This window comes from Mucilaginibacter defluvii (assembly GCF_039543225.1).
Lineage (GTDB): Bacteria > Bacteroidota > Bacteroidia > Sphingobacteriales > Sphingobacteriaceae > Mucilaginibacter > Mucilaginibacter defluvii.
This window is the reverse complement of record NZ_BAABJI010000002.1, coordinates 254,318-279,819: the sequence shown is the minus strand read 5'-3', so window position 1 is coordinate 279,819 and position 25,502 is coordinate 254,318. Positions and strand designations below refer to the sequence as shown.

General features: G+C 44.6%; 21 protein-coding genes. 6 read left to right on the top strand and 15 right to left on the bottom strand.

Annotated features, from left to right (window positions below; genetic code table 11):
- Positions 1-30: 30 nt before the first annotated feature.
- Positions 31-840: a carboxypeptidase-like regulatory domain-containing protein gene (locus ABD960_RS07500; protein WP_345330390.1), complete on the bottom strand. Its 810-nt coding sequence runs from the start codon at positions 838-840 to the stop codon at positions 31-33.
- A gap of 16 nt (positions 841-856) precedes the next feature.
- A complete protein-coding gene (locus tag ABD960_RS07495; protein WP_345330389.1) occupies positions 857-1,735 on the bottom strand; it encodes a YitT family protein in 879 nt (292 codons plus the stop codon).
- Positions 1,736-1,814: 79 nt separating this feature from the next.
- Here ABD960_RS07495 and ABD960_RS07490 point away from each other — a divergent pair, with 79 nt between their 5' ends.
- Entirely contained in the window at positions 1,815-2,288 is a 474-nt protein-coding gene (locus ABD960_RS07490) for a DUF4920 domain-containing protein (RefSeq protein WP_345330388.1), read from the top strand.
- Between the two features lie 56 nt (positions 2,289-2,344).
- On the opposite strand, the gene ABD960_RS07485 is transcribed toward ABD960_RS07490, so the two are convergent.
- From ABD960_RS07485 to ABD960_RS07470, 4 genes are read right to left on the bottom strand one after another with little or no spacing between them, the layout of a single operon-like run.
- Entirely contained in the window at positions 2,345-3,601 is a 1,257-nt protein-coding gene (locus tag ABD960_RS07485) for an aspartate kinase (protein ID WP_345330386.1), read from the bottom strand.
- A 3-nt stretch (positions 3,602-3,604) separates the two neighbouring features.
- The gene (locus ABD960_RS07480) at positions 3,605-4,420 is read right to left on the bottom strand and encodes an RsiV family protein (protein WP_345330385.1); all 816 of its coding nucleotides are present in this window, start codon (positions 4,418-4,420) and stop codon (positions 3,605-3,607) included.
- A gap of 13 nt (positions 4,421-4,433) precedes the next feature.
- Entirely contained in the window at positions 4,434-4,901 is a 468-nt protein-coding gene (locus tag ABD960_RS07475; protein WP_345330384.1) for a GNAT family N-acetyltransferase, read from the bottom strand.
- Positions 4,902-4,908: 7 nt separating this feature from the next.
- Positions 4,909-5,598, bottom strand: a complete 690-nt coding sequence (locus tag ABD960_RS07470; RefSeq protein WP_345330383.1) for a YggS family pyridoxal phosphate-dependent enzyme — start codon at positions 5,596-5,598, stop codon at positions 4,909-4,911.
- 41 nt (positions 5,599-5,639) lie between these two features.
- Here ABD960_RS07470 and ABD960_RS07465 point away from each other — a divergent pair, with 41 nt between their 5' ends.
- Together ABD960_RS07465 and ABD960_RS07460 are read left to right on the top strand one after the other, a co-directional pair.
- Entirely contained in the window at positions 5,640-6,101 is a 462-nt protein-coding gene (locus ABD960_RS07465; RefSeq protein ID WP_345330382.1) for a DUF4296 domain-containing protein, read from the top strand.
- A 5-nt stretch (positions 6,102-6,106) separates the two neighbouring features.
- Positions 6,107-8,467, top strand: a complete 2,361-nt coding sequence (locus ABD960_RS07460) for an endonuclease MutS2 (protein ID WP_345330381.1) — start codon at positions 6,107-6,109, stop codon at positions 8,465-8,467.
- A 48-nt stretch (positions 8,468-8,515) separates the two neighbouring features.
- On the opposite strand, the gene ABD960_RS07455 is transcribed toward ABD960_RS07460, so the two are convergent.
- The 7 genes from ABD960_RS07455 to ABD960_RS07425 all read right to left on the bottom strand — a co-directional run bounded on the left by ABD960_RS07455 (position 8,516) and on the right by ABD960_RS07425 (position 18,815).
- The gene (locus ABD960_RS07455) at positions 8,516-9,286 is read right to left on the bottom strand and encodes a DUF4382 domain-containing protein (protein ID WP_345330380.1); all 771 of its coding nucleotides are present in this window, start codon (positions 9,284-9,286) and stop codon (positions 8,516-8,518) included.
- Between the two features lie 88 nt (positions 9,287-9,374).
- The gene (locus ABD960_RS07450; protein WP_345330379.1) at positions 9,375-10,883 is read right to left on the bottom strand and encodes a family 43 glycosylhydrolase; all 1,509 of its coding nucleotides are present in this window, start codon (positions 10,881-10,883) and stop codon (positions 9,375-9,377) included.
- A 129-nt stretch (positions 10,884-11,012) separates the two neighbouring features.
- Positions 11,013-12,455, bottom strand: coding sequence for a TolC family protein (locus ABD960_RS07445; protein WP_345330378.1), 1,443 nt, complete (start codon positions 12,453-12,455; stop codon positions 11,013-11,015).
- Entirely contained in the window at positions 12,448-15,684 is a 3,237-nt protein-coding gene (locus ABD960_RS07440; RefSeq protein ID WP_345330377.1) for an efflux RND transporter permease subunit, read from the bottom strand. Before ABD960_RS07440 ends, ABD960_RS07445 begins: the two co-directional genes overlap by 8 nt.
- A gap of 27 nt (positions 15,685-15,711) precedes the next feature.
- Positions 15,712-16,791, bottom strand: coding sequence for an efflux RND transporter periplasmic adaptor subunit (locus tag ABD960_RS07435; protein ID WP_345330376.1), 1,080 nt, complete (start codon positions 16,789-16,791; stop codon positions 15,712-15,714).
- A 173-nt stretch (positions 16,792-16,964) separates the two neighbouring features.
- Positions 16,965-17,384, bottom strand: a complete 420-nt coding sequence (locus tag ABD960_RS07430) for a hypothetical protein (protein WP_345330375.1) — start codon at positions 17,382-17,384, stop codon at positions 16,965-16,967.
- A 234-nt stretch (positions 17,385-17,618) separates the two neighbouring features.
- Positions 17,619-18,815, bottom strand: a complete 1,197-nt coding sequence (locus tag ABD960_RS07425) for a threonine synthase (RefSeq protein WP_345330374.1) — start codon at positions 18,813-18,815, stop codon at positions 17,619-17,621.
- 305 nt (positions 18,816-19,120) lie between these two features.
- Between ABD960_RS07425 and ABD960_RS07420 the strand changes: the two genes are divergently transcribed.
- A complete protein-coding gene (locus ABD960_RS07420) occupies positions 19,121-20,662 on the top strand; it encodes a SulP family inorganic anion transporter (RefSeq protein WP_345330373.1) in 1,542 nt (513 codons plus the stop codon).
- Positions 20,663-20,684: 22 nt separating this feature from the next.
- Here ABD960_RS07420 and ABD960_RS07415 read toward each other — a convergent pair whose 3' ends face one another.
- Together ABD960_RS07415 and ABD960_RS07410 are read right to left on the bottom strand one after the other, a co-directional pair.
- Positions 20,685-21,296, bottom strand: a complete 612-nt coding sequence (locus ABD960_RS07415; protein ID WP_345330372.1) for a trimeric intracellular cation channel family protein — start codon at positions 21,294-21,296, stop codon at positions 20,685-20,687.
- Between the two features lie 96 nt (positions 21,297-21,392).
- Positions 21,393-23,234: a PQQ-dependent sugar dehydrogenase gene (locus ABD960_RS07410; RefSeq protein ID WP_345330371.1), complete on the bottom strand. Its 1,842-nt coding sequence runs from the start codon at positions 23,232-23,234 to the stop codon at positions 21,393-21,395.
- A 307-nt stretch (positions 23,235-23,541) separates the two neighbouring features.
- Here ABD960_RS07410 and ABD960_RS07405 point away from each other — a divergent pair, with 307 nt between their 5' ends.
- Both ABD960_RS07405 and ABD960_RS07400 read left to right on the top strand, forming a co-directional pair.
- Positions 23,542-24,120, top strand: a complete 579-nt coding sequence (locus ABD960_RS07405; protein WP_345330370.1) for an RNA polymerase sigma factor — start codon at positions 23,542-23,544, stop codon at positions 24,118-24,120.
- Between the two features lie 134 nt (positions 24,121-24,254).
- Complete coding sequence (locus ABD960_RS07400) at positions 24,255-25,406, top strand: FecR family protein (RefSeq protein ID WP_345330369.1); 1,152 nt, start codon at positions 24,255-24,257, stop codon at positions 25,404-25,406.
- Positions 25,407-25,502 lie beyond the last annotated feature (96 nt).

Below are 25,502 nucleotides of genomic sequence, written 5' to 3'. Positions count from 1 at the left end.
CATGACAGATAGCCGCGAAAAGCGGCTATTTTAGTATTCAACCGTAACATTAAAGCCTAAACCACCAACGCCTACTTTTTCCCAGCGCGCCTGGCTCGTTTCGCGCCATATAAAGGGGCCGCTCAAAAAGCTCGACGAAAACATCACCCCGCCCCTGGCCGACTGTATCCATTCCAGGCTCACAAAAAAGTCGTCGTCCACGTAAATATTGTAGGGTTCCAAATTAACATTTATCTGGTCGTCGCCATTATGCACTAAAACAAATATATTTTGCTGCTGCAAAATCTGATCGGGCAAACCGTTTTTAACGCTATAAAAGTTCAGTCGCATTTTAACCGAATCTGCCGGGCCGGATGATATAGAGGCATTAAAGCGTTTTAAATAAGTTGGCGCGCGCTTTATCTTAATTATGCGGCCTAACTCATGCCCCAACCTGCTACTGGAAAATCCGGAGTTTGATGACTTTGATTTTGTAGTATTCCCTAAAACCGCTGTTTTCCATTTTTTGGGCTTAACCGTTACTTCCTTCAGTTTGATATTATCCGACTCGAGCCTAATGGATTTGCCCTGATAATTGGATATAAAAGCTGACGAAATTAAAACTAACGGCTTGTAACCTATCATTGATATCTTAACGGTATCGTTAATGCTGCCTTTTAAATCGAGCTTATATTTGCCCTTATCATCGGTAACGGTACCTATTGAGTTACCAACTATACCTACATTAACATAAGGTAATGGCTGCCCTGTACCGGCATCCGTTACTATACCTTCAACAACCTGAGCGCTTGAAACACCATAACAAAAAATAAAGAGTAATAAGGTTAAGGTCCTTTTCATCAGATCATATATATGCTTAATGCAAACCTTTACGTTTCAATAAACCGCCAGTGGTATCTTCAATACTTTGTTGTACAATAAAAGCTTTCGGGTCAACCTCTAATATTACCTGCTTGATAGATGGCACTTCGAGCCGTGTGGCTACAGTAAATACAATGTCGCGGGTATCATTTATCTCCCCATCTTTACCATAACCGCTTTTGCCCTGGTAAATGGTAACGCCCCTGCCTAACTGATTGGTGATAATACGGCGTATTAATTCGCTTTTGGTTGAAATTACAGTGATGCCGGTATACTGCTCCAAACCATTCAATATAACATCGATCATTTTTGACGCGGCAAGGTATGTGAGAATGGAATAAAGTGCTGACTCAACGCCTAAGAACTTAGCCGCGGTAAGGAATATAACTACATTGAAGATCAGAATAACATCATTCACCTTTACTACCTGGGCCTTTTTGCTAACCAGCAGCGCGGCAATTTCGGTACCGTCCAGCACCGCACCGCCCCTGATGGCCAGGGCTATACCTACGCCGATAAACAAGCCGCCAAATACAGCGGTAAGTAATTTATCCGACGTCACGTCCGGCACGTTAATAAAAGCCAACGCTAACGAAAGGCCTGCGATAGCCGCCGTACTTTTTATGGCGAACAGCGTGCCCAGCTTATTGTAACCCAACCATAAAAAAGGTACGTTTATTACAAATATGAGTATAGCTATAGGTATGCCGAAAATGTTAGAAAGCAGCATGGAAATACCGGTTACACCGCCGTCAATAAAATGGCTGGAAAGCAAAAATCCTTTAAGTCCGAAGGTGGCTGATATAATACCGAGTAAGATCAGGATGGTATTGTTGATAATGGTCCTTTTGGAGAAGGTTGACATTTTCTTCATTCCCAAATATAACTTTTTTGAGCCTAAAAGCCATTCCTAAATTTTGCTACCTTTGTATTAAACTATTTGCTAAGCACTTATGAAAAAATTGTTTTTACTTGTTGCCGGCTTATTTATTGCCGCCGCAAGCTTCGCGCAGGACGAAATTACACCGGCTGCACCGGGCGTTACCTATGGCGATAAAGTTACAGCCGCTAATGCTATCCAGCTGAATGAATTAAATACAAAACTGGCCAAAGATTCGGTATATAAAGGTAAGATTACCGGAAAAGTAGTTGAAGTATGCAAAAAGAAAGGCTGTTTCATGACGTTGACACAACCAAGCGGCTCGCCGATTATGGTGCGCTTTACTGATTACGCCTTTTTTATGCCGCAAAACATAGTGGGTAAAACTGTAGTAGTTGAGGGCACCGCTACCGTGAAAACTGTGCCCGTGGAGCGCCTGCAACATTTTGCCGCCGACGCCGGTAAAAGCAAAGAAGAAATTGCAAAAATAACCAAACCCAAAAAGGACGTACAGATTATGGCTGATGGCGTATTGGTGATGGATTAAACATTTGTTTATTGTATAACAAAATGCCCAGTACACATGTGTGCCGGGCATTTTTGTTAACGAAGAACAAACTGAGCAGTATTTCGGCTTTGCTGTTCAAGCAACACTTCTTTTCCCTCAATATAGTTATTAATAGCATGCGGCTTATAATGCCTTAAAGTGATCAGGCTAAGCCCGTCGTTGTATTTTACTTTGAATGCCTGTTTTAAGCTATTGAGCAGATCCTCAAAACGTTCTGGTTTCAGGTCAATACATACCGAAAAGCTTAATGCAGAGGTTTGCAGCACATTGGCTTTCACGTGGTGCCTGGCAAAAATGGCGAAAATGCTACTCAGGTGATCCTCGGTAATAAAGGAATAATCTGTAGCTGAGATGGATATCAGTACCTGGTTTTGCTTTACAATTATCACCGGTTTAGTAAACACCGGCACCACCCCCTCTTTAATTACTGTTCCGGGTGCATCGGGCTGATTGAATGATTTTACCAGCAAAGGTATATCCGCGTTTTGCAGCGGCTTTATGGTTTTAGGGTGGATAACGCTTGCACCATAGTAAGTCATCTCGATGGCTTCGTTATAGCTCAGTTCGTCAAACTTCACCGTATCGGCAAACAGCTTAGGATCGGCATTTAAAATCCCCGGAACATCTTTCCAGGTAGTTACTGATTCGGCTTTAAGGCATGACGCAAATATGGATGCCGTATAGTCAGACCCTTCACGACCTAAGGTAGTCGTAAAATTTTCGGATGTGCCGCCTAAAAAGCCCTGGGTAACAACTATGCTATTTTGCAGTAATTGCGGTAAGCCCTGCTCAATGGCTTCACAGGTCTTCGGCCAGTCAACAACACCTTCGCGGTAGGTATTATCCGTGTGTATGTAGCTGCGCACGTCAAGCCATTTACTGGCCAGTCCGGCGGTATTTAAATAAGCATTTACAATGCGGGTTGATACCAATTCTCCAATTGAAACTATTTGATCGTATATAAAATCGAAGTCGTCATGCGGCTCATCTTCTATCATCCAGTCAATCTCAACAAAGGTATTTTGTATATCGTCAAACACGGGGTGGCCGTGTTCAAACAAACTCTCCATAATGTTAAAATGATAGCTTTTGATATCCTCATAGATATCGTGCATATCGCTACGCTGCTCCACATAGGCACGGGTAAGATTTTCGAGCGCGTTAGTGGTTTTGCCCATTGCCGAAACAACAATAAGCAATTGCTGCTCGCGGTACTGTTTAACTATGTTGCCGAGGTTAATAATCCCCTCAGCATCTTTTACCGAAGCACCTCCGAATTTAAATACAAGCATTTATTATTTAACGTATTGTGTTATTACGGTATTAGGCCGTAACAGCTGTTTAATTTGCGTATATGGTATAACCAGTTCGGTTTGCCCGGCTGCGTAAGGTTTTATTTCGTATTGATTATATAAAAACCTTAACCCGATGGGCGTTACCAAAAAGTTTTTGTTCAGCGCGAATTTATCGTTCTCAAAAAAGTAATTGGTAGCCAATGATGCCGTATCACTTAATTTTTCATTAGTTCTGAATATTTTCTCGGCAACGGCATTTAGCTTGGCGCTGTAACCATCCACCAACAGATCGTCGAGCGTTAGGTCTTTATTGGTTTTGGTGTCCCAGTTGATAAAACCGGTTGTGGTACCGCCATGTGCCCCGCCCTGAAATATATATCCCGAAACTTCAATAGCCACCAGGTTCGAATCCTGATGTACAATATTGGCATGGCTATCCATTTCAAAATACATCTTGGTATCCGGGTTTTCCTTTTTAAACGTTTCGTAGTCGTTTAAAAAGCGTTTGGCATAAGCGTTAAGGTTGCTGTCCGGTTTTCCATCGTAGGCAAAAAGTAGCAATAGTTTACGCTGAACGCTATCGTTAAGCTTCGGCTGATCTTTAAATTCCGGATACTTAACCGTAAAGTGCGTGCAGGTACTGTCAGCTTTATCACCGCAATCAGCAGCCCGTTGAGAAATAGTTTTGTACTGGTAATTTAACGTGTCTTTGTAAATGGCATCTTTTTGTTCGATGTGCTCATCGCTCCATACACATGAGGCAAGTGATGCGCTAAAAAATGTAAAAACAGCAGCAAGGTAATATATTGTTCTCATGCCGATAATAACCTTAAAAACTAAGTAATTGTTCTTTACTTAGCGATGCATTCAACCAACCGGCTTCAATAGCGGCGTTGTATTTATTATAGAAGTTTATGGCCGGTTCGTTCCAGTCAAGCACCTGCCAGCTCATACCGTTAAAGCCCAGTTCCTGCGCTTCCTGCACTATGCGGTCAAACAAAAGCTTGCCCAGACCGCGGCCGCGCATGGTTTCAGTAACATAAAAATCTTCGAGGTACAGGCGACAGCCTTTCCAGGTTGAAAAGCGCACATAATAAAGCGCGAAACCAACAATAAGGCCATCCACTTCGGCAACAAATGCTTTCCATACGGGTTTGCTACCAAAGCCGGCCTCTTCCAGTTCCTGTAAGGTGATGGTTACCTCTTGTGGCGCCTTTTCATACAAAGCCAGCTCATTAACCAGCTCTAAAATACGGCGGCAATCATCCTTAACGGCAATGCGTAGGTGCATTTTCATACTGCTCTTAATTGTTTTTCCAGTGTTTAACTACCCGTGTACCAAAAACGGTGCTGCCCAGCCTGATAAGGTTACTGCCCTGCTCAATGGCAATCTTATAGTCTGACGACATGCCCATTGACAGTACATTGAAGCTTTCCTCCTTGCGGAAATAGCTTAACTTAACACCATCAAACAAAGTACGCAACTCGTAAAACTCTTCTTTAATTTGCTTTTCGCTATCGGTGTTGGTAGCAATTCCCATCAGGCCGCGTATACGAATGTTTTTCAATGCACTGAATTCCTCTGAATGCAGCAGCTCTATCAATTCATCATATTGCAGGCCAAACTTGGTTTCTTCATCAGCTATATATACTTGCAACAAACAATCTATTACGCGATCATTTTTCAACGCGTGTTTATTGATCTCCTGCAATAGTTTTAAACTATCAACCGCCTCAATCATGCTGATAAATGGCGCTATATACTTAACCTTATTGCTTTGCAGGTGGCCGATCAGGTGCCACTCAATATCTTTGGGCAATTGCTCATACTTTTCCACCAGCTCCTGCACGTTGTTTTCGCCAAACAAACGCTGCCCGGCATCATAGGCTTCCATAATATCTTCAACAGGTTTTGTTTTTGATACGGCCAGCAGCGCAACATTTATGGCATCTGTTTCGTTTTTTAAAGCGCGTATGTTATCTGCAATGCTCATTTTTATACGTAATTTTGTCAATTAAGCCGCTAAATTAAATAATGCGTAAATATATAATCCTGTTTTTTTCAGCTTTGACTGTTTTATGTTCGTGCGGTGATGATAAACCGGAAGGTATATTGAACGAAAAACAAATGGCCGATGTGCTTACCGACGTACACATAGCCAATGGCACCATGTTCAGCGTACCAGCCATACCTGATAGCTTATATAAATATGGCTTAGGCCGGTACATGCTGGTTTTTAAGCAGCACGGTACCGACTCGGCACAATTTACCCGAAGCTACAAGTATTATACTCGAGATGTGGAAAAACTGGTGGCTATTTATGATACAGTAAATAAAAAACTGCAAAAAAAATCCGACTCGCTTAACAAGATATTTATAAAACAGCAGCAGCAACCGCAAAAAATTAAGCCGCAAAACCCCAAACCGCCACAAATTGCCGATACTGCTAAACGAATAAAGAGATCGGTAGCAAAAGATACTTTAAACCGAATTTAAAAGGAATGCTATACCCTGATAACAGTGCTGATAAACTCGGGTTTAACGAGGTTAAGGAACTGATAAAAGCACATTGCCTGAGTACCATGGGCCGCCAGATGGTGGACAAGATACAGGTGATGAATAATTACGATAATATCCGTAAATTTTTAAGCCAGGCCGCGGAGTTTAAGGATATTCTGACAAATGACGCCGCCCTGCCGATACAGCATTTTTTTGATATAAAAACGCTGGCTAACAAAGCCCGTATTGAAGGCGCTTTTTTAAGCGAGGAAGAATTTTACCAGGTACAGGCATCGCTATCAACCGTGTTTGCCGTTATTGCTTACTTTAACGAGCGTGAAGGCCAATACCCTAATCTTGAAGCGTTATTTGAGCATTTGCCAATTGAGAAATCAATATTAAAAAAGATAGGGTTGGTAATTGATGAAAAGGGAAAGATAAGGCCAAACGCTTCGCGGGAGTTGCAGGATATCACCAGCTCGATAGCGAAAGCCGAGCAGGAAGCCCGCCGGAAAATTGACCAGATATTTAAAAGCGCCGCCGCCAATAACTGGACTGCCGACGGATCACTCACCGTGCGCGACGGGCGTTTGTGCATACCGCTGTTAGCCGAAAATAAGCGCAAGCTTAAAGGCTTTGTGCATGATGAGTCCGCATCCGGGCAAACCGTTTATATGGAGCCTGAAGAAGTATTCACGCTCAACAATCGCGTACGCGACCTGGAGTTTGAACGCCGCCGCGAGATCGTAAAAATACTTACGCAGCTAACTGATGATTTGCGCCCTTATGTGCCGCTCCTGCTATCTTATCACGGCCTGTTAACCAAGCTTGATTTTGTGCGGGCTAAGGCTTTATTTGCTATTGATATTGATGGATCGCTGCCTGAAGTTACCAATGATGCGTCAATAAAATTGGTTAACGCGCGCCACCCCTTGCTGTACCTCAGCTTTAAAAAGGAGCAGCGCACCGTTGTTCCGCTTAACGTGAGTATTGACGAGTCGTCGAGGGTGATTGTAGTATCAGGCCCCAACGCCGGTGGTAAATCAGTATGTATGAAAACCGTAGGCTTATTACTGATGATGGTGCAGGCTGGCTTGCTTATCCCTGCTGATGATACCAGCCGGATGGGTGTGTTTAAACAACTTTTTGTTGATATTGGCGACGACCAATCCATAGAAAGTGATTTGAGTACCTACAGCGCCCACCTTTCAAAAATGAAATACTTTGCCGAAAACGCAAACGGCAAAACCATGATACTGATAGACGAGTTTGGTACAGGTACCGATCCGCAATTTGGTGGCCCGATAGCTGAGGCCGTGCTCGAATCACTCAACCAGAAAAAGGTAAAGGGCATGGTTACTACCCATTATTCAAACCTGAAGATATTTGCCAGCAATACCGAGGGGTTAGAAAATGCATCGATGCTGTTCAATAACGTGGAGATGAAGCCGCTTTATATATTGGAAGTGGGTAAACCCGGTAGCTCCTACGCTTTTGAGATAGCGCAAAAAATAGGCCTGCCTCAACACGTACTTAATCTGGCTAAAAACAAAATTAGCGCGGGACAGAAAAAGGTAGACACTTTATTGGTTGACCTGGAACGAGAAAAGAAGGAAATTTACGATACCCGCATAAAACTGAACAGCCAGCAACAAAAAGTGAACACTTTGCTTGCGGAGAACGCAAAGTTGAAGGATTACCTGGAAGAGAATAAAAAGAACTTGATACGCGAGGCCAAGCAACAGGCGCAAAGCATCATCCTTAACGCGAACAAACTGGTTGAAAACACTATTGCCGAAATAAAAAGCAGCAATGCCGATAAGGAAAAAACCAAAGCCCTGCGCGATAATCTGAACGTTGAGCTTAAGAAAAACACGGTAAAAACCGAGCAGCCTAAACCTGCCGCTAATGCAGAAGAAATACAAAAAGGCGACTGGGTTAAGCTTACCGACTCTGACACAACAGGCCAGGTTATCGAGATCAATAAGGACAATGTGGTGATCGCTATCGGCGATTTACGTACGGTTGCCAAGCGAAAGCGTGTGCAGAAGGTATCGAGTTCCTCGGTTCCGAAAGAGGTTAGGCGAAGATCGGCTTCAAGCGTTGGCGATTATTCAAGCTTTAGTCCGGAGATAGACGTGCGCGGTATGCGCGGTGAAGAAGCACTTTATGCTATCGAGCGTATGCTTGACCGTGCCCTGATGATGAGCTTTAACAACATCAAGATATTGCATGGCAAAGGCGATGGTATACTGCGCAAACTGATACGCGACTATTTGAAAAAATACGACCAGGTGGATCGTATGGAAGACGAACATGCCGACCGTGGCGGAGACGGCATTACCTATGTGTATCTGAGGTAGAGAAACATCAAGCGCCATTGGCTTAATAGCGCTTGATGTTTTTTGTTATTAGTCAGCCAGATTAACTGTGCCTAAATCTTTCACGGCGTTGTTTTGCACTGAAACATTGTCAATAATAACTCCGTTATATGGCGATAACGGCACCACTTCTACGCGGTAATTTCCGGCTTGTAAGCCGGGCAAAAAGAAATTACCGTTATTGTCGGCAATTGCGCCAACTGTATCTGTTCCATTGATAGCGTAAACCCTTGGATAGGCAGACGCCGGCTGAACTACGCCCTTAATAGCGCCCGAAACCGCCACCGGTATGGCCCTGATTACCGGTTTTAAGTTATACTTACCGTTGCCGGTAACCACAATAGATTTAGCTGCATCAAAATCCAACAGCAACGTGTAGGCTATACCTGCGGTTATATCGTCCTGCACTTTCAATTTTACTCCTGATGACTGTCCGCTCGGTGTTTTCAGGTCATGAGATACGCCATCAACCACTACCCGATTACCGGTATCATATAACACCAGCCTGATCTCCTGTAAGCGCCCGGCGGGCACGTCCACTCCGGCTAAAACAGTATCTCGCCCGGCCCTGAAACGCAATATGTCTATAGGCCTTTCATTAAGATCAACCGTAGCGCGTCCGCCCGACGAAATGATAACCACTTGTTTTACATTCAAAATCAGCGCATCAAACAAACCGGGGGCATCGGTAAGTTTAACCGTAACCCTTGAGGTACCACTACCGTTATTCGAGCTGTCTTTTTTACATGACGCTGCTAACAACAATAGACCGGTGGCAAAAAATAAAGTTACCTTTTTCATAGTATTTAGTTTAACAATGCGGTATAAACAGCTGTTGAACTAAAAAGTTGACACCGGTGAAATAACGCTTTACAACTAAAAAGAGATTTTATTTAAATTCAGATTTGAAGTCGGCAAATTCTGCCTTATCTGTTGGCTCTCCTTTATAGTGTAAGCCAACACGCGGGCTCCTATCCCACTGCGGTAAATAACCTGTGGATAAGGTTTGCGTTAATGGCACCGCCAGCCAGCCTTTGCCATCGGCATTGTAATAAAATGTGCAGTTATGGTTAGCATCCGTTTTAATTTGCACACCAACGTTTTGCGGTTGGGCAACCTTTACGCCGCCGGCTTTCTCCCATTTCCCGTCGCGAACGCTCCAACATACTATGCTATCGCCTTTTATACCTATACCCAATGCGGCGTTGACATCGCCGTAATAAGCCAATCCTTTCAATTCGTTATTGCTGTTCACCACCGTTACCGATGCTTCAAAAACGGCCGAATATGGGCGGATAGCCAACACGATGCCCGTTTTATTGTCCTGTGTGATGGTACCGCTTAAACTTAGCTTACCATTGGCCTGGCTAATTTGTGGCATGGCATGCCTAAAATCCCATTGCCAATACTTGGCCGTAGCTGTACCTGCGAAGGTATCTGTTATTGACGGCGTTACAGCCGGCACATCAGACAAGGCTTTGAACGCCGGCCATCCTGACTTACTATCCCAATCAACCTGTGATACCAACCCTTCGCGGCCTGCAAAAACTGTATTTTCTTTACTGTAACCGTGGTGTATGTAATAGTATTTACCGGCGGCATCATTCACAAAAGTGCCGTGCCCCATACATTTCCATTTATCGTTTTGAAACAGCACCGGGTTGTTACTGTATAACTCGTAGGGCCCTTTAAAATTAGTGGAGCGCGCCACGCGTATATTGTAGCTGCAATCAATACCACAGCAGTTACCTGCCGAATAAAATATGTAATAATACTTTCCCCTCTTGAGTATGCTTTGCCCTTCAAGACCGATGCGCTCCGTATCTTTCAGCATGGAAAAAGGCTCACCTTCCAATTTTAAACCATCGGCAGATATTTTGCTTCCTAATATTTCGATAGGCCTGTCATCCAAACCATAAGCTTTAAAGGTGATGTAAAGCTGGTCTTTATCTTTAAATAAAAACGCGTCTATCACCTCTTTTCCAAAGCTCAATAATATCCCATGATCTTTGAATTCACGGTCTGGATATTTGGACGTAGCTACCCCAATGCAGGATATACCATCGGATTTACGGCGGGCCGTGTAATAAATATAATAGGTATCATTAATCTTATAATACTCAGGTGCCCAAAACGATCCGGAAATCCAGTCAGGTGTTTTATTAAACACATAGCCGGTAAGTTTCCAGTCCTTCAGGTTTTTTGATAGATAGATAGGATAATGCGGTGCCCATTCAGATGACGTAGCTACCGAATAATAGGTACTGCCTACCCGCAAAACGGATGGGTCGGCATAATCCCCGGGAATAGCTGCCGGTATTTGCGCTACTAACGAGGTGGCCGCGCATAGCGGCGCACAAAGCATTATAAATGCCTTTTTTAAGAAAGTATAGTTCATCAGCAAATTGGTTAAATGCTATTGTATTCACCAAAAATAACATTAACCCGCACTAATACGCAATAACATTAAAAAAACAAGGGGAGGCTTGCGGCCTCCCCCTTTTCAACTAAACTATTTAACTGATGGTTACTCCCAACCGCCGCCTAAAGCCTGATATATGTTTATACGGGCATTTATTTGCTGCTTCTTGGTTTCAATAAGTTCAAATTTTGCTTCGAGCGCATCGCGTTGGGTTAACAACACTTCCATATAATCGGCCCGGGTTGATTTAAACAAGTCGTTAGAAATGTTTACCGATTGCGCCAACGCCTGCACCTGTTTTGATTTAAGCGTGTAGCTTTTTTCCAGATTATCCATTTTTGATAGCTGATTGGCAACTTCGATGTAAGCGTTTAACACCGTGCGCTCATAATCATAAACCGCCTGTATTTGCTTGGCATTGGCATTAACGTATTCTGCTTTAATGGCATTCCTGTTAACTAATGGCGCCATAATATCGCCGCCTATGGAGTAAAGCAATGATTCCGGCGTATTTAGTAAAAACGACGGATTGAACGCCTGGTAACCGATGGATGCCGAGATATCCAATGACGGATAAAACCTTGCTTTGGCCGATTTTACATCAAGCTTTGCGGCGGCAATGTTCAGCTCTGCCTGACGTATATCCGGCCGGTTAATCAGTAGTTGCGATGGCAAACCCGCTTGTACAGCTAACGGCGGCAGCTTTTCAAAGCCTTCGCTGCTGCGCGCTATAGGTTGCGGGTAACGGCCCAGCAAAAAATTAATACGGTTTTGCGTTTCAACAATCTGCTGCTGAATGTCATACTGCAAACTTTGGGTACTAAGCACCTGCGCCTCAAAGCGACGAACAGCCAGCTCTGTAACACGCGCGGCCTCCTTTTGCAACCGCACAATTTTAAGCGCGTTTTGCTGTATGGCGATGTTTTGCTTTACTATACTTAGTTGATTATCAAGCGCCAGTAACTCGTAATATGAATCAGCTATTTCGGTAATTAAATGGGTAACCATAAAATTACGGCCTTCAACTGATGCCAGGTAGCGTGACACTGCCGCCTTTTTGGCGTTGCGTAGCTTATGCCAGACGTCAACCTCCCATGTAGCATAGGCTGCTACCAAGTAGTCAGGCAGCGGATCGGGCATTTCCTTCCCGGGTTTTATTTCGGTTGTGGCTTCGGATGCACCGCGACTGGTGTAACGCGCTACCTTATCTAAACCCGCGCCTGCTTTAACACCTACAAATGGCAGGTATTCACCTTTACGGGCCTTGATCTCGTTACGGCTCATCTCAATCTCCTGCATGGTGATGTTCAGCTCCTGATTGTTTTTAAGCGCCGTATCGATCAAATTTTTCAGGTACTGATCCTGGAAAAAATCGCGCCATACCACCTTTGCTGTATTGGTAGTATCAGTAATGCTATCGGTGCCAAAAGCTGTAGGCACATTTTTATTAGCCGTGCTTTCGGCCAGGGGCGGTATGCGGCAGGCAGCGTAAATTAACGACAGGCCGGCAATACCTATATATCTGTATATTTTGCGTCGGTTACTCATGTTGATCATTGTTTACTGGTGCTGATTGCTCTTTCTTAAACTTTAAAAACCACTTCTTCTTTTTGCGTTTTGAGTAGGTAAAGTCCTCGCTAAGCGGCACTTCATCCTCATCCCGTATAAGCTTACGGCCTGCGGCTATGCTACCAAAAACGTAGTACAGGCCCGGCACCAGTATTACGCCGAACACGGTTCCTAAAAGCATCCCCCCCGCTGATGAGGCGCCAATGGTACGGTTACCCAAGGCACCCGGGCCGGTAGCGAACAACAGCGGTATCAAACCGGCAATAAATGCGAAGGATGTCATCAATATCGGGCGGAAACGAACTTTGGCACCTTCAATAGCTGCTTCGAGTACGGTGGCGCCCTGCTCGTGTTTCTGGGCAGCGAACTCTACTATCAATACTGCGTTTTTACCCAGCAAACCAACAAGCATTACCAAACCTACCTGGGCATATATATCGTTGGAAAGGCCCATGATCTTGAGCAGCATGAATGCCCCGAACACTCCGACCGGCAAAGAGAGGATAACTGAAAACGGAATAATAAAGCTCTCGTACTGAGCAGCCAATACGAAGTATACGAATATCAATACCACCAGGAAGATGTACAGCGCCTCGTTACCACGGCCAACCTCATCCTTTGAAAGACCGATCCAGTCGACACCGTAACCGCGTGGCAGCGTTTGGGCTACTTCTTCAATAGCTTTAATGGCCTCGCCGCTGCTATAGCCTGCAGCCGGCGCACCGTTTATGGCCGATGCGGTGTACATATTGAACCTCGTGATCTCGTTCAAGCCCTGCTTTTTAACAATGCGCATAAAGGCTGAATATGGCACCATCTCGTCGCGGTCGTTTTTTACATATAGTTTTAGTACGTCTTCAGGCAATGCCCGGTATTCAGGCAATGCCTGTACGTAGACCTTAAAGAAGTTACCAAATCGAACAAAGCCCTGTTCATAAGTACTACCTATCAGGATGGACAGGTTATTCATAGCCTTTTCAATGCTTACACCCTTTTGCATGGCGGCCTTATTGTCTATCTCCAGCTCATATTGCGGGTAGTTGGCCGCAAAGAAGGTAAACAGACCGGTAAGCTCCTTGCGTTTGCGCAGGGCAGCCATAAATTCATCGTTCACTTTGCCGAAGGCTTTGTAATCTGATGAGTTGGTTTGATCGAGCAAACGCAGTGAGAAACCACCCGCCGCGCCATAACCCGGTACTGCTGGCGGTTCAAAAAACTCGATGGTTGCGCCGGGTATTACTCTTGCCTTTTCTTCCAGTTCCTCGATGATCTCCTTAGCGTTGTGTTCACGGTCCGACCAATCTTTCAGGTTGATCAAACAGGTACCCGCGTTTGAACCACGTCCCTCGGTAAGCACCTCATACCCGGCCAGCGCCGATACCGATTGTACGCCTTCAACGTGCTCCGCGATTTTTTGCAGCTGTTGCGATACGTCATTAGTACGCTCCAACGTTGAGCCCGGAGGGGTTTGGATGATAGCGTATATCTGGCCCTGATCTTCATTCGGGATAAAGCCTGATGGTAAACTTACTGATAGCAGCCAGGTACCCCCGCAAAACGCGATCAGCAAGCCAAAAGTTACTACCCGACGGCCGACTATACGGCGTAATAAATTGGTGTAACTGCCGGTAACCTTATCAAACCAGGCATTAAAAGCATCAATCATCCTGTTTATAGGTGTACGCTTGCAGGGTTGCCCGTGCGTATTCCTTAAGATTATAGCACATAAAACCGGCGTAAGCGTTAAAGCTACCAACCCCGAAATAACAATTGACGTTGCCATGGTGATAGAGAACTGGCGGTAGAAAATACCCACAGGCCCTGTCATAAAAGCAACCGGTACAAACACAGCTGTCATCAAAAAGGTAATGGCTATGATGGCTCCGCTGATTTCCTGCAATACCTGCTTGGTGGCCTTGAAAGGCGACAGGTGCTCCTCGTGCATCTTGGTGTGTACTGCCTCAACCACCACAATGGCGTTATCCACCACAATACCAATGGCTAACACCAACGCGAAGAGCGTGATCAGGTTGATGGTGAGCCCGAATAGCTGCATAAAAAAGAAAGCCCCGATAAGCGATACCGGCACCGCAAGGGTTGGTATGAGCGTTGAGCGCCAGTCGCCCAAAAAGATAAATACCACAATGGCCACCAGTATGAATGCCTCAACCAGGGTGTGAATTACCTTTTCCATTGACGCGTCGAGGAAGCTGGATACGTCATAGCTGATCTGGTAGTCCATCCCCGGAGGAAATGATGATTTCTTGATCTCCTCTAGCTTTTCCTTTACTTCCTTAATTACATCGCTGGCGTTACTGCCGTAGGTTTGCTTAAGGGTGATAGCCGCTGAAGGATGGCCATCCATATTAGAATAGATATCGTAAAACTCACTACCCAGCTCTACTTCAGCTACATCTTTCAGGTAAAGCAACTCCCCCTCTTTGTTGGCACGGATAATAACATTTTTATATTCTTCGGGCTGATTGTAGCGGCCTTTGTAAGTTAGTACATACTCAAGCGATTGTGAGCGCTTACCGGTACTTTGCCCCAGCCTGCCCGGCGAACCGATAACACTCTGCTGTGCAAGGGCTTCCATCACTTCATCTGTTGAAATATTGTAGGCTCGCATACGGTCAGGTTTTAACCAGATACGCATGGCATACTGGCGGCTACCTAATATTTTTGCGCTACCTACACCCTTTAAACGGCTCAGCTCGTTGATTATATTTACCCCGGCAAAGTTGTACAGAAAGTTCTCGTTCGCTTTTGGATCCTTACTATATAGGTTAACATACATCAGCATGTTTGGCGAGGTATAGCTCACTACCAAGCCTTCGCGTTGTACCAGCTCGGGCAGCCTGTTAGTTACCTGTTCGATACGGTTTTTCACGTTTACAACAGCCTGGTTAGGGTCAACACCCAAATCAAATACCACCTGGATGGTAGCCTCGCCCGCACTGGTAGCGTCAGACGTCATGTACTTCATGCCAGGCGCGCCGTTGATGGCTTTTTCCATCGGGATGAGTACGGAGTTAACCAATACATCGGCACTGGCACCGGGATAAGCTACGTTTACCACAACCATTGGCGGCGCAATGGACGGGAACTGCGACACGGGGAGCGTTTCGATAGCGATGGCCCCCATGAACATGATGACCAGCGACAGCACGATGGCCAGCACCGGTCTTTGAATGAATTTATTAAACATCTTTCTCTCTTAGTTTTAGATTGTGAACTATTCTGACGGTAATCTTAACTGAGGGATGATAGACTTGAGGTTTTGATAGTTATAAACTATTTTATCGTTGTTTTTTACTTTACGTAAGCCTTCAAGCAATATCTTATCATTAGCGGTAAGGCCTGCTCTAACCTCATACAGATCGTTCATCTCGGCACCTATCTCAATTTCCCGGGCCTGTACACGGTTATCTTTATCAACCACGTATACATACTTTTTATCAAGCACTTCAAAAGTTGCCTTTTGCGGGATGATCAGCGCGTTTTTAAGCGGTACCTTGATCTGCACATTGCCGGTTTCGCCGTGCCTCAACAAGCCCTGCGGGTTTGGGAATGTAGCGCGGAAAGGGATGTTACCTGTTTCGTTATCAAAATCGGCCTCAATGGTTTCAACCTTGCCTGGGTAGTTAAACACTTTGTGGTTAGCCATCAGCAGGTTCACCTGTGAATTATCTTTATTGGCCTGGGTTTGGTAATCCAGATATTCAGCCTCGGGCACGTTGAAGTAAACCCACATCTGGCTGTTATCGGCAAGGGTGGTAATTAAATCACCTTCATCAATAAGACTGCCCAACCTGGCCTGCAGGCGGTCAATAATACCATCAAACGGCGCGCGTATCTCGGTAAACTGTAAGTGCGCTTTACTCAAAGCCAGTTCGGCTTTAGCTTTGCGCAGTTTGGCTTTGGCCATGGCCAGTTCATTGGGCGCAACTACGTTACTGTCGGCAAGCCTTTTGGTGTTACGGTATTCTATCTCGGTAAAATTTACTTCGGCAGCGGCTTTATCCTGCTCGGCACCATAAATTTTAGGCATTATCTTAAACAGCAACTGACCTTTTTTAACATGCTGACCTTCGTCAACATAGCTACCTTCAAGGTAACCTTTCTCTTGAGCACGTAATTCAATGTGGCGGATGGAGCGTACTTGGCCTACATAGCTGTTCACTACTGTGGTATCCATTTTTAGCGGACTGGTAACCAGTAATTTTTCTTCTGTTTCCTTTTTTTCATTGTGGGATTTGCAGCTTGCATAGCACAACAAGGCGCACAAACCCATAAGCATGAGTTTCATCTTCATGATAATTCGTTGTTAAACGGGTGTGATTTTTTATGTTGAATTTGGAGTTGATTAATAGCAACCGGGGAAGCGCTTTAACTGCACACGACGATACACACAGCGCCTAAAAAGCAGCTAAACGCAATAATTTGTAAGTGAAAATGGCAGCGGATACCTGCCTGAAAGAATAAAAATCAGATACGGAATACCTTAAGGCTAAGGTATATTTTGTGGACAGCAGAAATTAACGGGTAAACGGTAGTATGCAAAGGTTTATCTGCATACCTGAAATAATTACCGTAAAAATAGAATTGAAAAGCTGCGGAAAGAAAATCTACATGATCGGTAAGCCGGTTATGCGTTAACGATTCGTCAATCTCCTCGTCGGCTTCAACTATGTATATCTTGTGATTATCGCTTTGCTTATGCCGGTTGGCCAGTTTAGCCTGTATGGCATTTGGCGTTCGGTCTGCAAGCGCCGTTTGGTGGTGATGATAATTACCGCTAATGGGGTTGTTGTCATGACGGTTGTTTACTGTACCCGCGTGAACAGCATCGTGCCCAAAGGACACCATGAACGTAAGCGACAGAAATAACCTAAATAACCACCTCATTGTCGGGGCCAAATGTAAATAAAAAAGTGAAACGCAAGTATAGGTTGCGGATAAACAAGGCCGCATTGTTCAAATACTCTAACTATAACTCAATAATAATTATAATATTTTTAACGATATACACTTTTTGTTAAAAATTCCACTAAAGCAACAACCTATAAAGCAGATTCATAGTGGGACTTTTACAGGAAGCAAACAAAATTTTTACATATACCCTGACGGCTTTCAATCGGCTTAAACTATATTTTCTAAATATTTATAGCCGCTGCCAGTATTCAGTAGCAGCACCCGTTCACCCGGTTTTACCCATCCCGATGCACTTAGTTTTTTAAACGCGACCCACAAAGCCGCGCCTTCCGGCGCTATCAGCATGCCTTCAGTATTGGCTATATGTTTAACGGCGGCGTTCATTTCAGCATCATCAATTGCGATGGCGTTTCCATTACTTTCATACAAAGCTTTCAGTATCTGCTTGTCGGCGTAAGGTTTGGGTACGCGCAATCCGTTGGCTATGGTAAAGCCTGCATCTTTAAATTCCGAAGTTAAATCACCATTGTGAAAAGCCGTAACAATACCATCACAACTAATTGACTGGACGGCTACCATACGCGGCCGCTCCTTACCTATCCAGCCCAACTGCTCCAGCTCTTTAAACGCTTTCCATATACCGATCAAACCGGTACCGCCGCCTGTTGGATAAAAAATAACATCAGGCAGTTGCCAGTTAAATTGCTCGGCGATTTCATAACCCATTGTCTTTTTACCTTCAAGCCGATAAGGTTCTTTTAAGGTTGATACCTGGAACCAGCCGTTTTGTAATGCATGGTCGTTCGCAAGCTTGCCGCAATCGGCAATATTACCATCCACTTCAACCAGGTCTGCGCCGTACAGGCGGCATTCATCTTTAAATACTTTAGGCGTAAGCTGCGGCATGTATACCGAAGCTCTGATGCCCGCTCGTGCACAATAGGCAGCAAGCGCACCACCCGCATTGCCGGCGGTTGGCGTTACAATATGCGCTATACCTAACTCCTTCGCTTTTGATACCGCCATGCCGATACCCCGCGCCTTAAACGATCCCGTAGGATTACCTGATTCGTCCTTCCAGAACACTTGATTATTTAATGCTTCTATACTCAATCCGGCAAGCGTAAGCAGAGGTGTAAAGCCTTCTCCCAGCGACACAACGTTACTTGGATCAGCAACCGGCAAAAACTCATGGTAGCGCCACATGCTGGCCGGGCGGCCTGCCAGAAATTGTTCGCGGTTTAACCCGGTAGGCAGGTCATATTCAGCAAATAAAGTTGACCGGCAATCAGCATTTTCACACACGGTGTTTACATTAGCCGCATTGTGCACTAAGCCACATTGCGGGCAACGAAGATGTTTTAACCACGAGAATTTGTTGTTGTAAGGATACGCTGATGCCATATAGTTTTTTTAACGGACGGGCAAATTACGTATTCGTAAACCAGATGTGAGCTAAACTTTGTTATTTTTGCATTGCATCAGATGAAAAAGCAAATTTTTACCAGCCCGGTTACACCACCTTGATCCATACCCTTGCCAGATCGGAAAAAGTCTCTAAATAACGACAAGCTGTTAAAACTACTCGTTGGCTACGCATTGATGTATTTCGTAATGATCCATCCCTATCTTTTAAACTATCCCATAAGATTAATCACGTTCGCTGTATTAAACATAATCGGCGTTCATAATAAAGCACTAACTATACGATGAGCAAAACCTACAATCGCTTATTTGATTTCTCGCAAAAGGTAAACTACAAAAATGAAATCTTCGCCGGGTTGACCGTCGCCATGACGATGATGCCCGAATCTCTATCATTTGCCATACTGGCGGGCTTTCCGCCGCTGGTGGGTTTATACGCGGCGTTCATCATGGGTTTGGTTACCTCTATATTCGGCGGGCGCCCCGGGCTTATCTCTGGCGGAGCGGGCGCTACCGTTGTAGTTTTGATAGCGCTGATGAAAAGCAATGGAATTGAATACGTTTTTGCGGCGGTAGCGCTGGCCGGCACTATCCAGATATTGGTTGGCGTATTTAAACTGGGCAAATTTGTGCGGCTTGTGCCGCAACCGGTAATGTACGGGTTTGTTAACGGCCTGGCAATTATCATTTTTATGGCTCAGCTTAACCAGTTCAAAACCATAATAAATGGTCAGGAAACCTGGCTAAGCGGAACTCCGCTATTGATAATGGGCGCTTTGGTAGCACTTACTATTGCCATTGTATTCATCTTTCCGCGGATAACTAAAGCGTTTCCGCCAAGTTTAGTTGCCATTATAGTGGTATTTGCCATAGTTCTTGGCTTTGGCATCGAAACCAAAACGGTTAAGGATATTGCTTCAGTAAGCGGCGGCTTCCCTCCGTTTCACATTCCGGCAGTACCATTGAATTGGGGCACACTGAAGATCATTTTTCCGTACGCGCTCATCATGGCGGGTGTTGGCTTAACCGAAGGCTTGCTTACACTTAACCTGGTTGATGAAATTACGGCAACCCGTGGCAACAGCAACCGCGAGTGTATAGCACAAGGCAGCGCCAACATACTGAATGGCTTTTTCTTTGGAATGGGTGGCTGCCCCATGATCGCCCAAACATTGGTTAACCTTACCGCCGGGGCAAGGGCAAGGCTGTCAGGCATAATTGCCTCCTTAACCATATTAATGATCATTTTATTTGGTGCTCCGGTTATTGAAAAACTGCCTATGGCTGCGCTTACCGGTGTAATGATCATGGTTGCCATCGGAACCTTTGAATGGGTGAGCCTGCGTATCATCAACAAAATGCCCCGGCAGGATATTTTTGTGGGCATACTGGTGGCGGTGATCACGGTATGGTTGCATAACCTGGCCCTGGCTGTTTTAATTGGCGTAATTATATCGGCGCTGGTATTTGCCTGGGAAAGCGCCAAACGCATCCGTGCTCGCAAATATGTTGATGAAGCAGGTGTGAAACATTATGAGATATATGGTCCGCTGTTTTTTGGCTCGGTAACGGCGTTTACGGAGAAGTTTGATGTTGATAGCGATCCCACAAAAGTAATAATAGACTTTAAGGACAGCCGCGTGGCTGACATGTCGGGCATCGAAGCATTAAACAAACTTACCGATCGTTACAAAAAAGCAGGAAAAACGCTTCACCTAAAACATTTAAGTGATGACTGCCGCACATTATTACGAAATGCCGAAGATGTGATTGAGGTAAATATTATGGAAGATCCGGCTTATCATGTTGCTGTAGAAGGTAAGTAAGCTGGGCATTGCGCTTATTATTTTACAAAGTAGGCAACCGCCAGTTTTTTCTATAGGCTATAATACGAACCATGCAAATAACGATAATGGCTGCCACCTGTGCCCATTCCTCGTTAATATAAGGTATCATCAAAAAATACAGCAAGCCGCCTACTATACAGGGCGTAGCATATAAATCAGCATGAAAAAGTGCCGGTATATGGTTAAGCAGTAAATCGCGTATTACACCGCCAAAGCAACCGGTAATGGTGCCAAGCGTTATGCAGATGCCCGGCTTCAAGTCGATTGCCAAACCCTTTTTTATACCTATTATTGTAAACAACCCCAACCCGAGGGCATCAAACAACAGCAGTGTTTTTTGCAGGTTTACTATCCGGTTTCGAAAAAGCATGGTAACGATAGCCGTACCCAGTATAATGAGCAACGTGTTTATATCCTTCATCCAGGCAACGGGTGTAGCGCCTATCAAAATATCCCGCACAGTCCCGCCGCCTATAGCCGTTACAAAGGCTATGATGGTAACACCAAATACATCCAGCTTTTTATCCATAGCGGCAAATACACCCGATATAGCGAAAGCGATTGTACCCAGTATTTCAATAATGTGCGAAAAAGTAGAAAGCGATATATTCATCTTAACCCGAAGCCAAAAATAGCACAAAAGCCGGTTGAAGCCTAACGTTAGCGGATGAACTTAAGTCATGCCCCTTCTTGCGATGGGCCTGTTGATTTAGTTTGCTCTCTGGCCGTTTTGCTGGTTGTTTTTTTCGGCACTCATCTTACGTACAAACGCCACATCTGCCGCTGTAACTATTTCGGGCGTATTATTAAAGTTCGATTTAACGTAGTTGAGCACTTCTGCTATCTGTGCATCATTCAAAAAGCTGCCGTGTGCGGGCATTACCTCGTTATAAGGCAGGCCTTTTACAGTGATAGGGCCTTTTAGCCCGTTCAACACCACGCTAATCAGCCTGAACTTGTCAACGTTCACCCATTCTGACTGTTCAAGCGGCGGAAACCTATTGCCATCTCCTTTACCATCGCGCTGGTGGCAAGCTACGCAATAGGTATTGTAAATCTGGGAGTTTTTAGGTAGGTTTTTAAAAAGATTATCCTTTATCTCGTCCGGAGTTTTTATGTTGGATGCTGTTTGTTTGCGTTTAAGCATGCCCGCTAACTGCGGCGCACCAAACTGCTTTTTATCGCCGGTATAGATAACCCGCCATATACGCCCTTTTTCAGTATCGGCTATATAAAGGGAACCATCCGGCCCTTCAGCTAAACCCATAGGCCTGTATTTGGCATCCCGCACACTGATAATCGGGTCAACTCCTGCAAAACCGTCGGCAAACACTTCCCAATCGCCGGAAGGCATACCGTTTTTAAACGGCACAAACGCAACAATATAACCGGCCTGTGGATAAGGCGCGCGGTTGGTAGCGCCATGAAATGCTATAAAAGCGCCATTCTTATACCGTTCCGGGAATTGTTTGCCTTTGTAAAACAACAAATCATTAGGGGCGAAATGCGCAGGGAAGCCGATCAGTGGTTTTTGCAGCTTTGCACCATTGCCCTCTTTTATTTTATCGCCGCCAAACTCGGGGTTGAGCAGCTTCTTGCCTTTTATCTGGTCATAATAATAATAAGGCCAGCCACCGTCAAGCCCTTCATTAACCTTAAAAAATTCTTCGGCGGGCAGCATGGCGCTTTCCCACGGCGAATAAATATACGGCCACAGCAGCCTGAAGTCGTCGCGCCCGTGGTTAACGGTATACAGGGCTTTACTTTTGGGATCCCAATCCAATGCTACAATACTTCGCAGGCCGGTTGCATAACGGGTTCCGTCGGTTTGTTTCTGGTTCAGCTTATCGGCGTCAAAACGCCATATACCGCCATGATCTTTAAGCAATGGGTTTCCCTGTTCAGGCGAGAAAGGGTCACCTATACCCTTTGAGCCCGGCACCCGGTTTTTCTCCTGCCCGGCGTTTGAGCCGGCCCCCCAACCTACGTAAATATGCCCCTTGTCATCAAACGCTATCGGTTTTGTTTGATGCTCATGATAAGGAGGAACATCGGCAACAATAGTATCCAATTGCTCATCGGGCAGTAACGCTTTACCGTTAAGCTTCATGCGGTATACCACCAGCTCCGAACTAAAGTACAGATAACCGTTGTAGATACGCATGGCCGTACCATACGAACGACCCTCGTATTTACCGAAAGACTGAATAACATCCATACGGCCATCGTTATTGGTGTCACGCAGGGCGATATTGCCAAAACCATCATTGTAATTAGGAAAACGCGCCTTGACATAAATATCTCCCTGATCGCTTACCGCAATATGCCTTACGCGACCTTTCAGGCTATCAACCACCACCAGAGCACGAAAGCCGCCAGGCAGATACAAACCACCATTATCCGGATCGGGGTTGGGTAATTTAGTATCGCTATTATACCAGGTAAAAGCGCTTAGTATAAACGAAATGCCGGCGCCTATCACTTTTAAATAACGGCGGTTGAAAAAATTCAGACAAGCTAATGCCCCTGAGGTTGGTTTGTGGTGGCTCATGTATTGGTTATGTATTGCGTTAACAGTCCGGCCTTTTTATTGAAACGGAATATTTAAGTGGACGACAGGTATCAGCATCAATTAAAGGCAGAATATGGAAACGGATTATATTAAAGACACACGAAAGTTACCAGTAGACTAATGATCTGCAAAAAGGTACAATTTTTTTTGTTTATATAATTTAACTAAATTATTCAATCGATTACCCATGACAGCACTTAAGTGTTATACCATTTTTAAAACTGGTATATAAACGTAAGCCAATGTTTTAAAACTGATTTTTATAACATATATTGGTAAATTGAATATGCACACCAAAAGCTTACAGCATGCTAACGATCAGGAATTGCTTTTTTTGCTTACGCAGGGAAGCAAAGCCGCCTTTGACGCGCTGTATGATAAGTATTGGAAAAAAGTGTATAACGCGGCATTTAAACGGTTGAACGATACCGAATACGCGCAGGACATAGCGCAGGATGTATTTATACAGTTATGGACGCGCGCCACCACGGCCCCTATTGATAATCTGCCTGCTTACCTCAATGTTGCGGCGCGCAACGGTGTGTTTAAGCACATGGAAAAGCAAAGCCGTTTTGCCGATCTGCCTGAAGCCCCTGTTCACCTGGAAGGTATTGATAAAGCCGATGAAAAAGTTCTTTTTGCAGAATTTTATACGGCTTTTTATAAATTGATTGACTCTTTACCTGCCCAGCAACGTTTAATTTTTAAAATGCGCTTTGAGGAAGACCTATCCACTGCCGAAATTGCCGAAAAACTACAGATTGCCCCCAAAACAGTGCGCAACCAAATCGGCAAAGCGCTCACTACTGTCAGGTCATCATTGCTTATTATGCAAATTTTAATTTATTGTTGCCATCAGCGATAGAAAAACAACGATTTATCGCTTATATTTTAAAAACGACAATCATTATTATCATTTATTAAAATTTTTGTAAAAAAATTTTAAATCAGCGTGGGCTATTTCCTTTTTTTTAACTCATGTATATATAACCAATGTTAATGAACGATCTGGATAAACGATATTTTGCCGATCTGCTAAAAAGGTATCGAAACGGAAAAGCTACCGAAGAGGAAAAAAACTTCCTGGTGGCTTACTATAATGTTTTTGATATTAACGAAGATGCTGTTGACGAAACAGATAATACCGACGCTATTAAGCGCAGGCTAAAATTACGCATTGATGGGCAGATAGGTTTTAACAAAACGAACCATTATAAATCGGTATGGTTAAGGTACGCTGCCGCGGCTGTTATTTTAATCGGCATAATGGCCGGCGGCTATACCTTTTTCAGCCGTAAACATAAAGCACAACAACTGGCAACTGTTAGTGATGTAGCGCCGGGAAGCAACAAGGCTGTGCTAACGCTGGGCAACGGGCAGCGCATTGTGCTGGACGACTCGGGCAAGGGTGAAATTGCGCGGCAAGCCGGTATCAGCATTACCAAAACAGCCAACGGGCAAATTATCTATAAAACAGAAAGCAGCGCCAGTAGCCTGGAACAGCCTGCCGTACAAAATACGGTAAGCACACCTAAGGGCGGGCAATACACCGTAATTCTGCCGGATGGAACCCGCGTATTTTTAAACGCGGCATCAACCATTACCTATCCCTCACACTTTGCCGGGAACCAACGACTGGTTAAACTTAACGGTGAGGCCTATTTTGAAGTGGCCAAAAATAAGGTAATGCCTTTCCGGGTAATATCAAACAATCAGGTGGTTGAAGTATTGGGTACCCATTTTAACATTAATGCCTATACGGACGAAGGCTCGATTAAAACTACCCTGCTCGAAGGTTCGGTAAAAGTAACAAGCGGTATATCATCCGTAACGATCAAGCCAGGACAGCAAGCAGTTGTAAATAATAATACCCTGAGCAGCAAACAGGTAGACCTTGACGAGGAAACAGCCTGGAAAAACGGTGTATTCGCTTTTGAAGATGCCGACCTGCGCTCGGTCATGCGCCAGGTATCGCGCTGGTATGATGTGGATGTTGTTTATGATGACAGCCTGCCCGATGATAAATTTTACGGTGAGATCTCACGCAACAGCAAACTATCGGAAGTATTTAAGATACTGGAACTTAACAATTTTAAATTCACACTGAAGGGCAAAACGGTAACGGTATCGTACGCGCCTAAAGCATTATAACTAAACCCCGCATTAATTAATTAACTAAACAATTCATTAACCCCTAAACGCTAAAGAATGGAGATATTGCTACAAAAGCCACATTAACTACAGTAC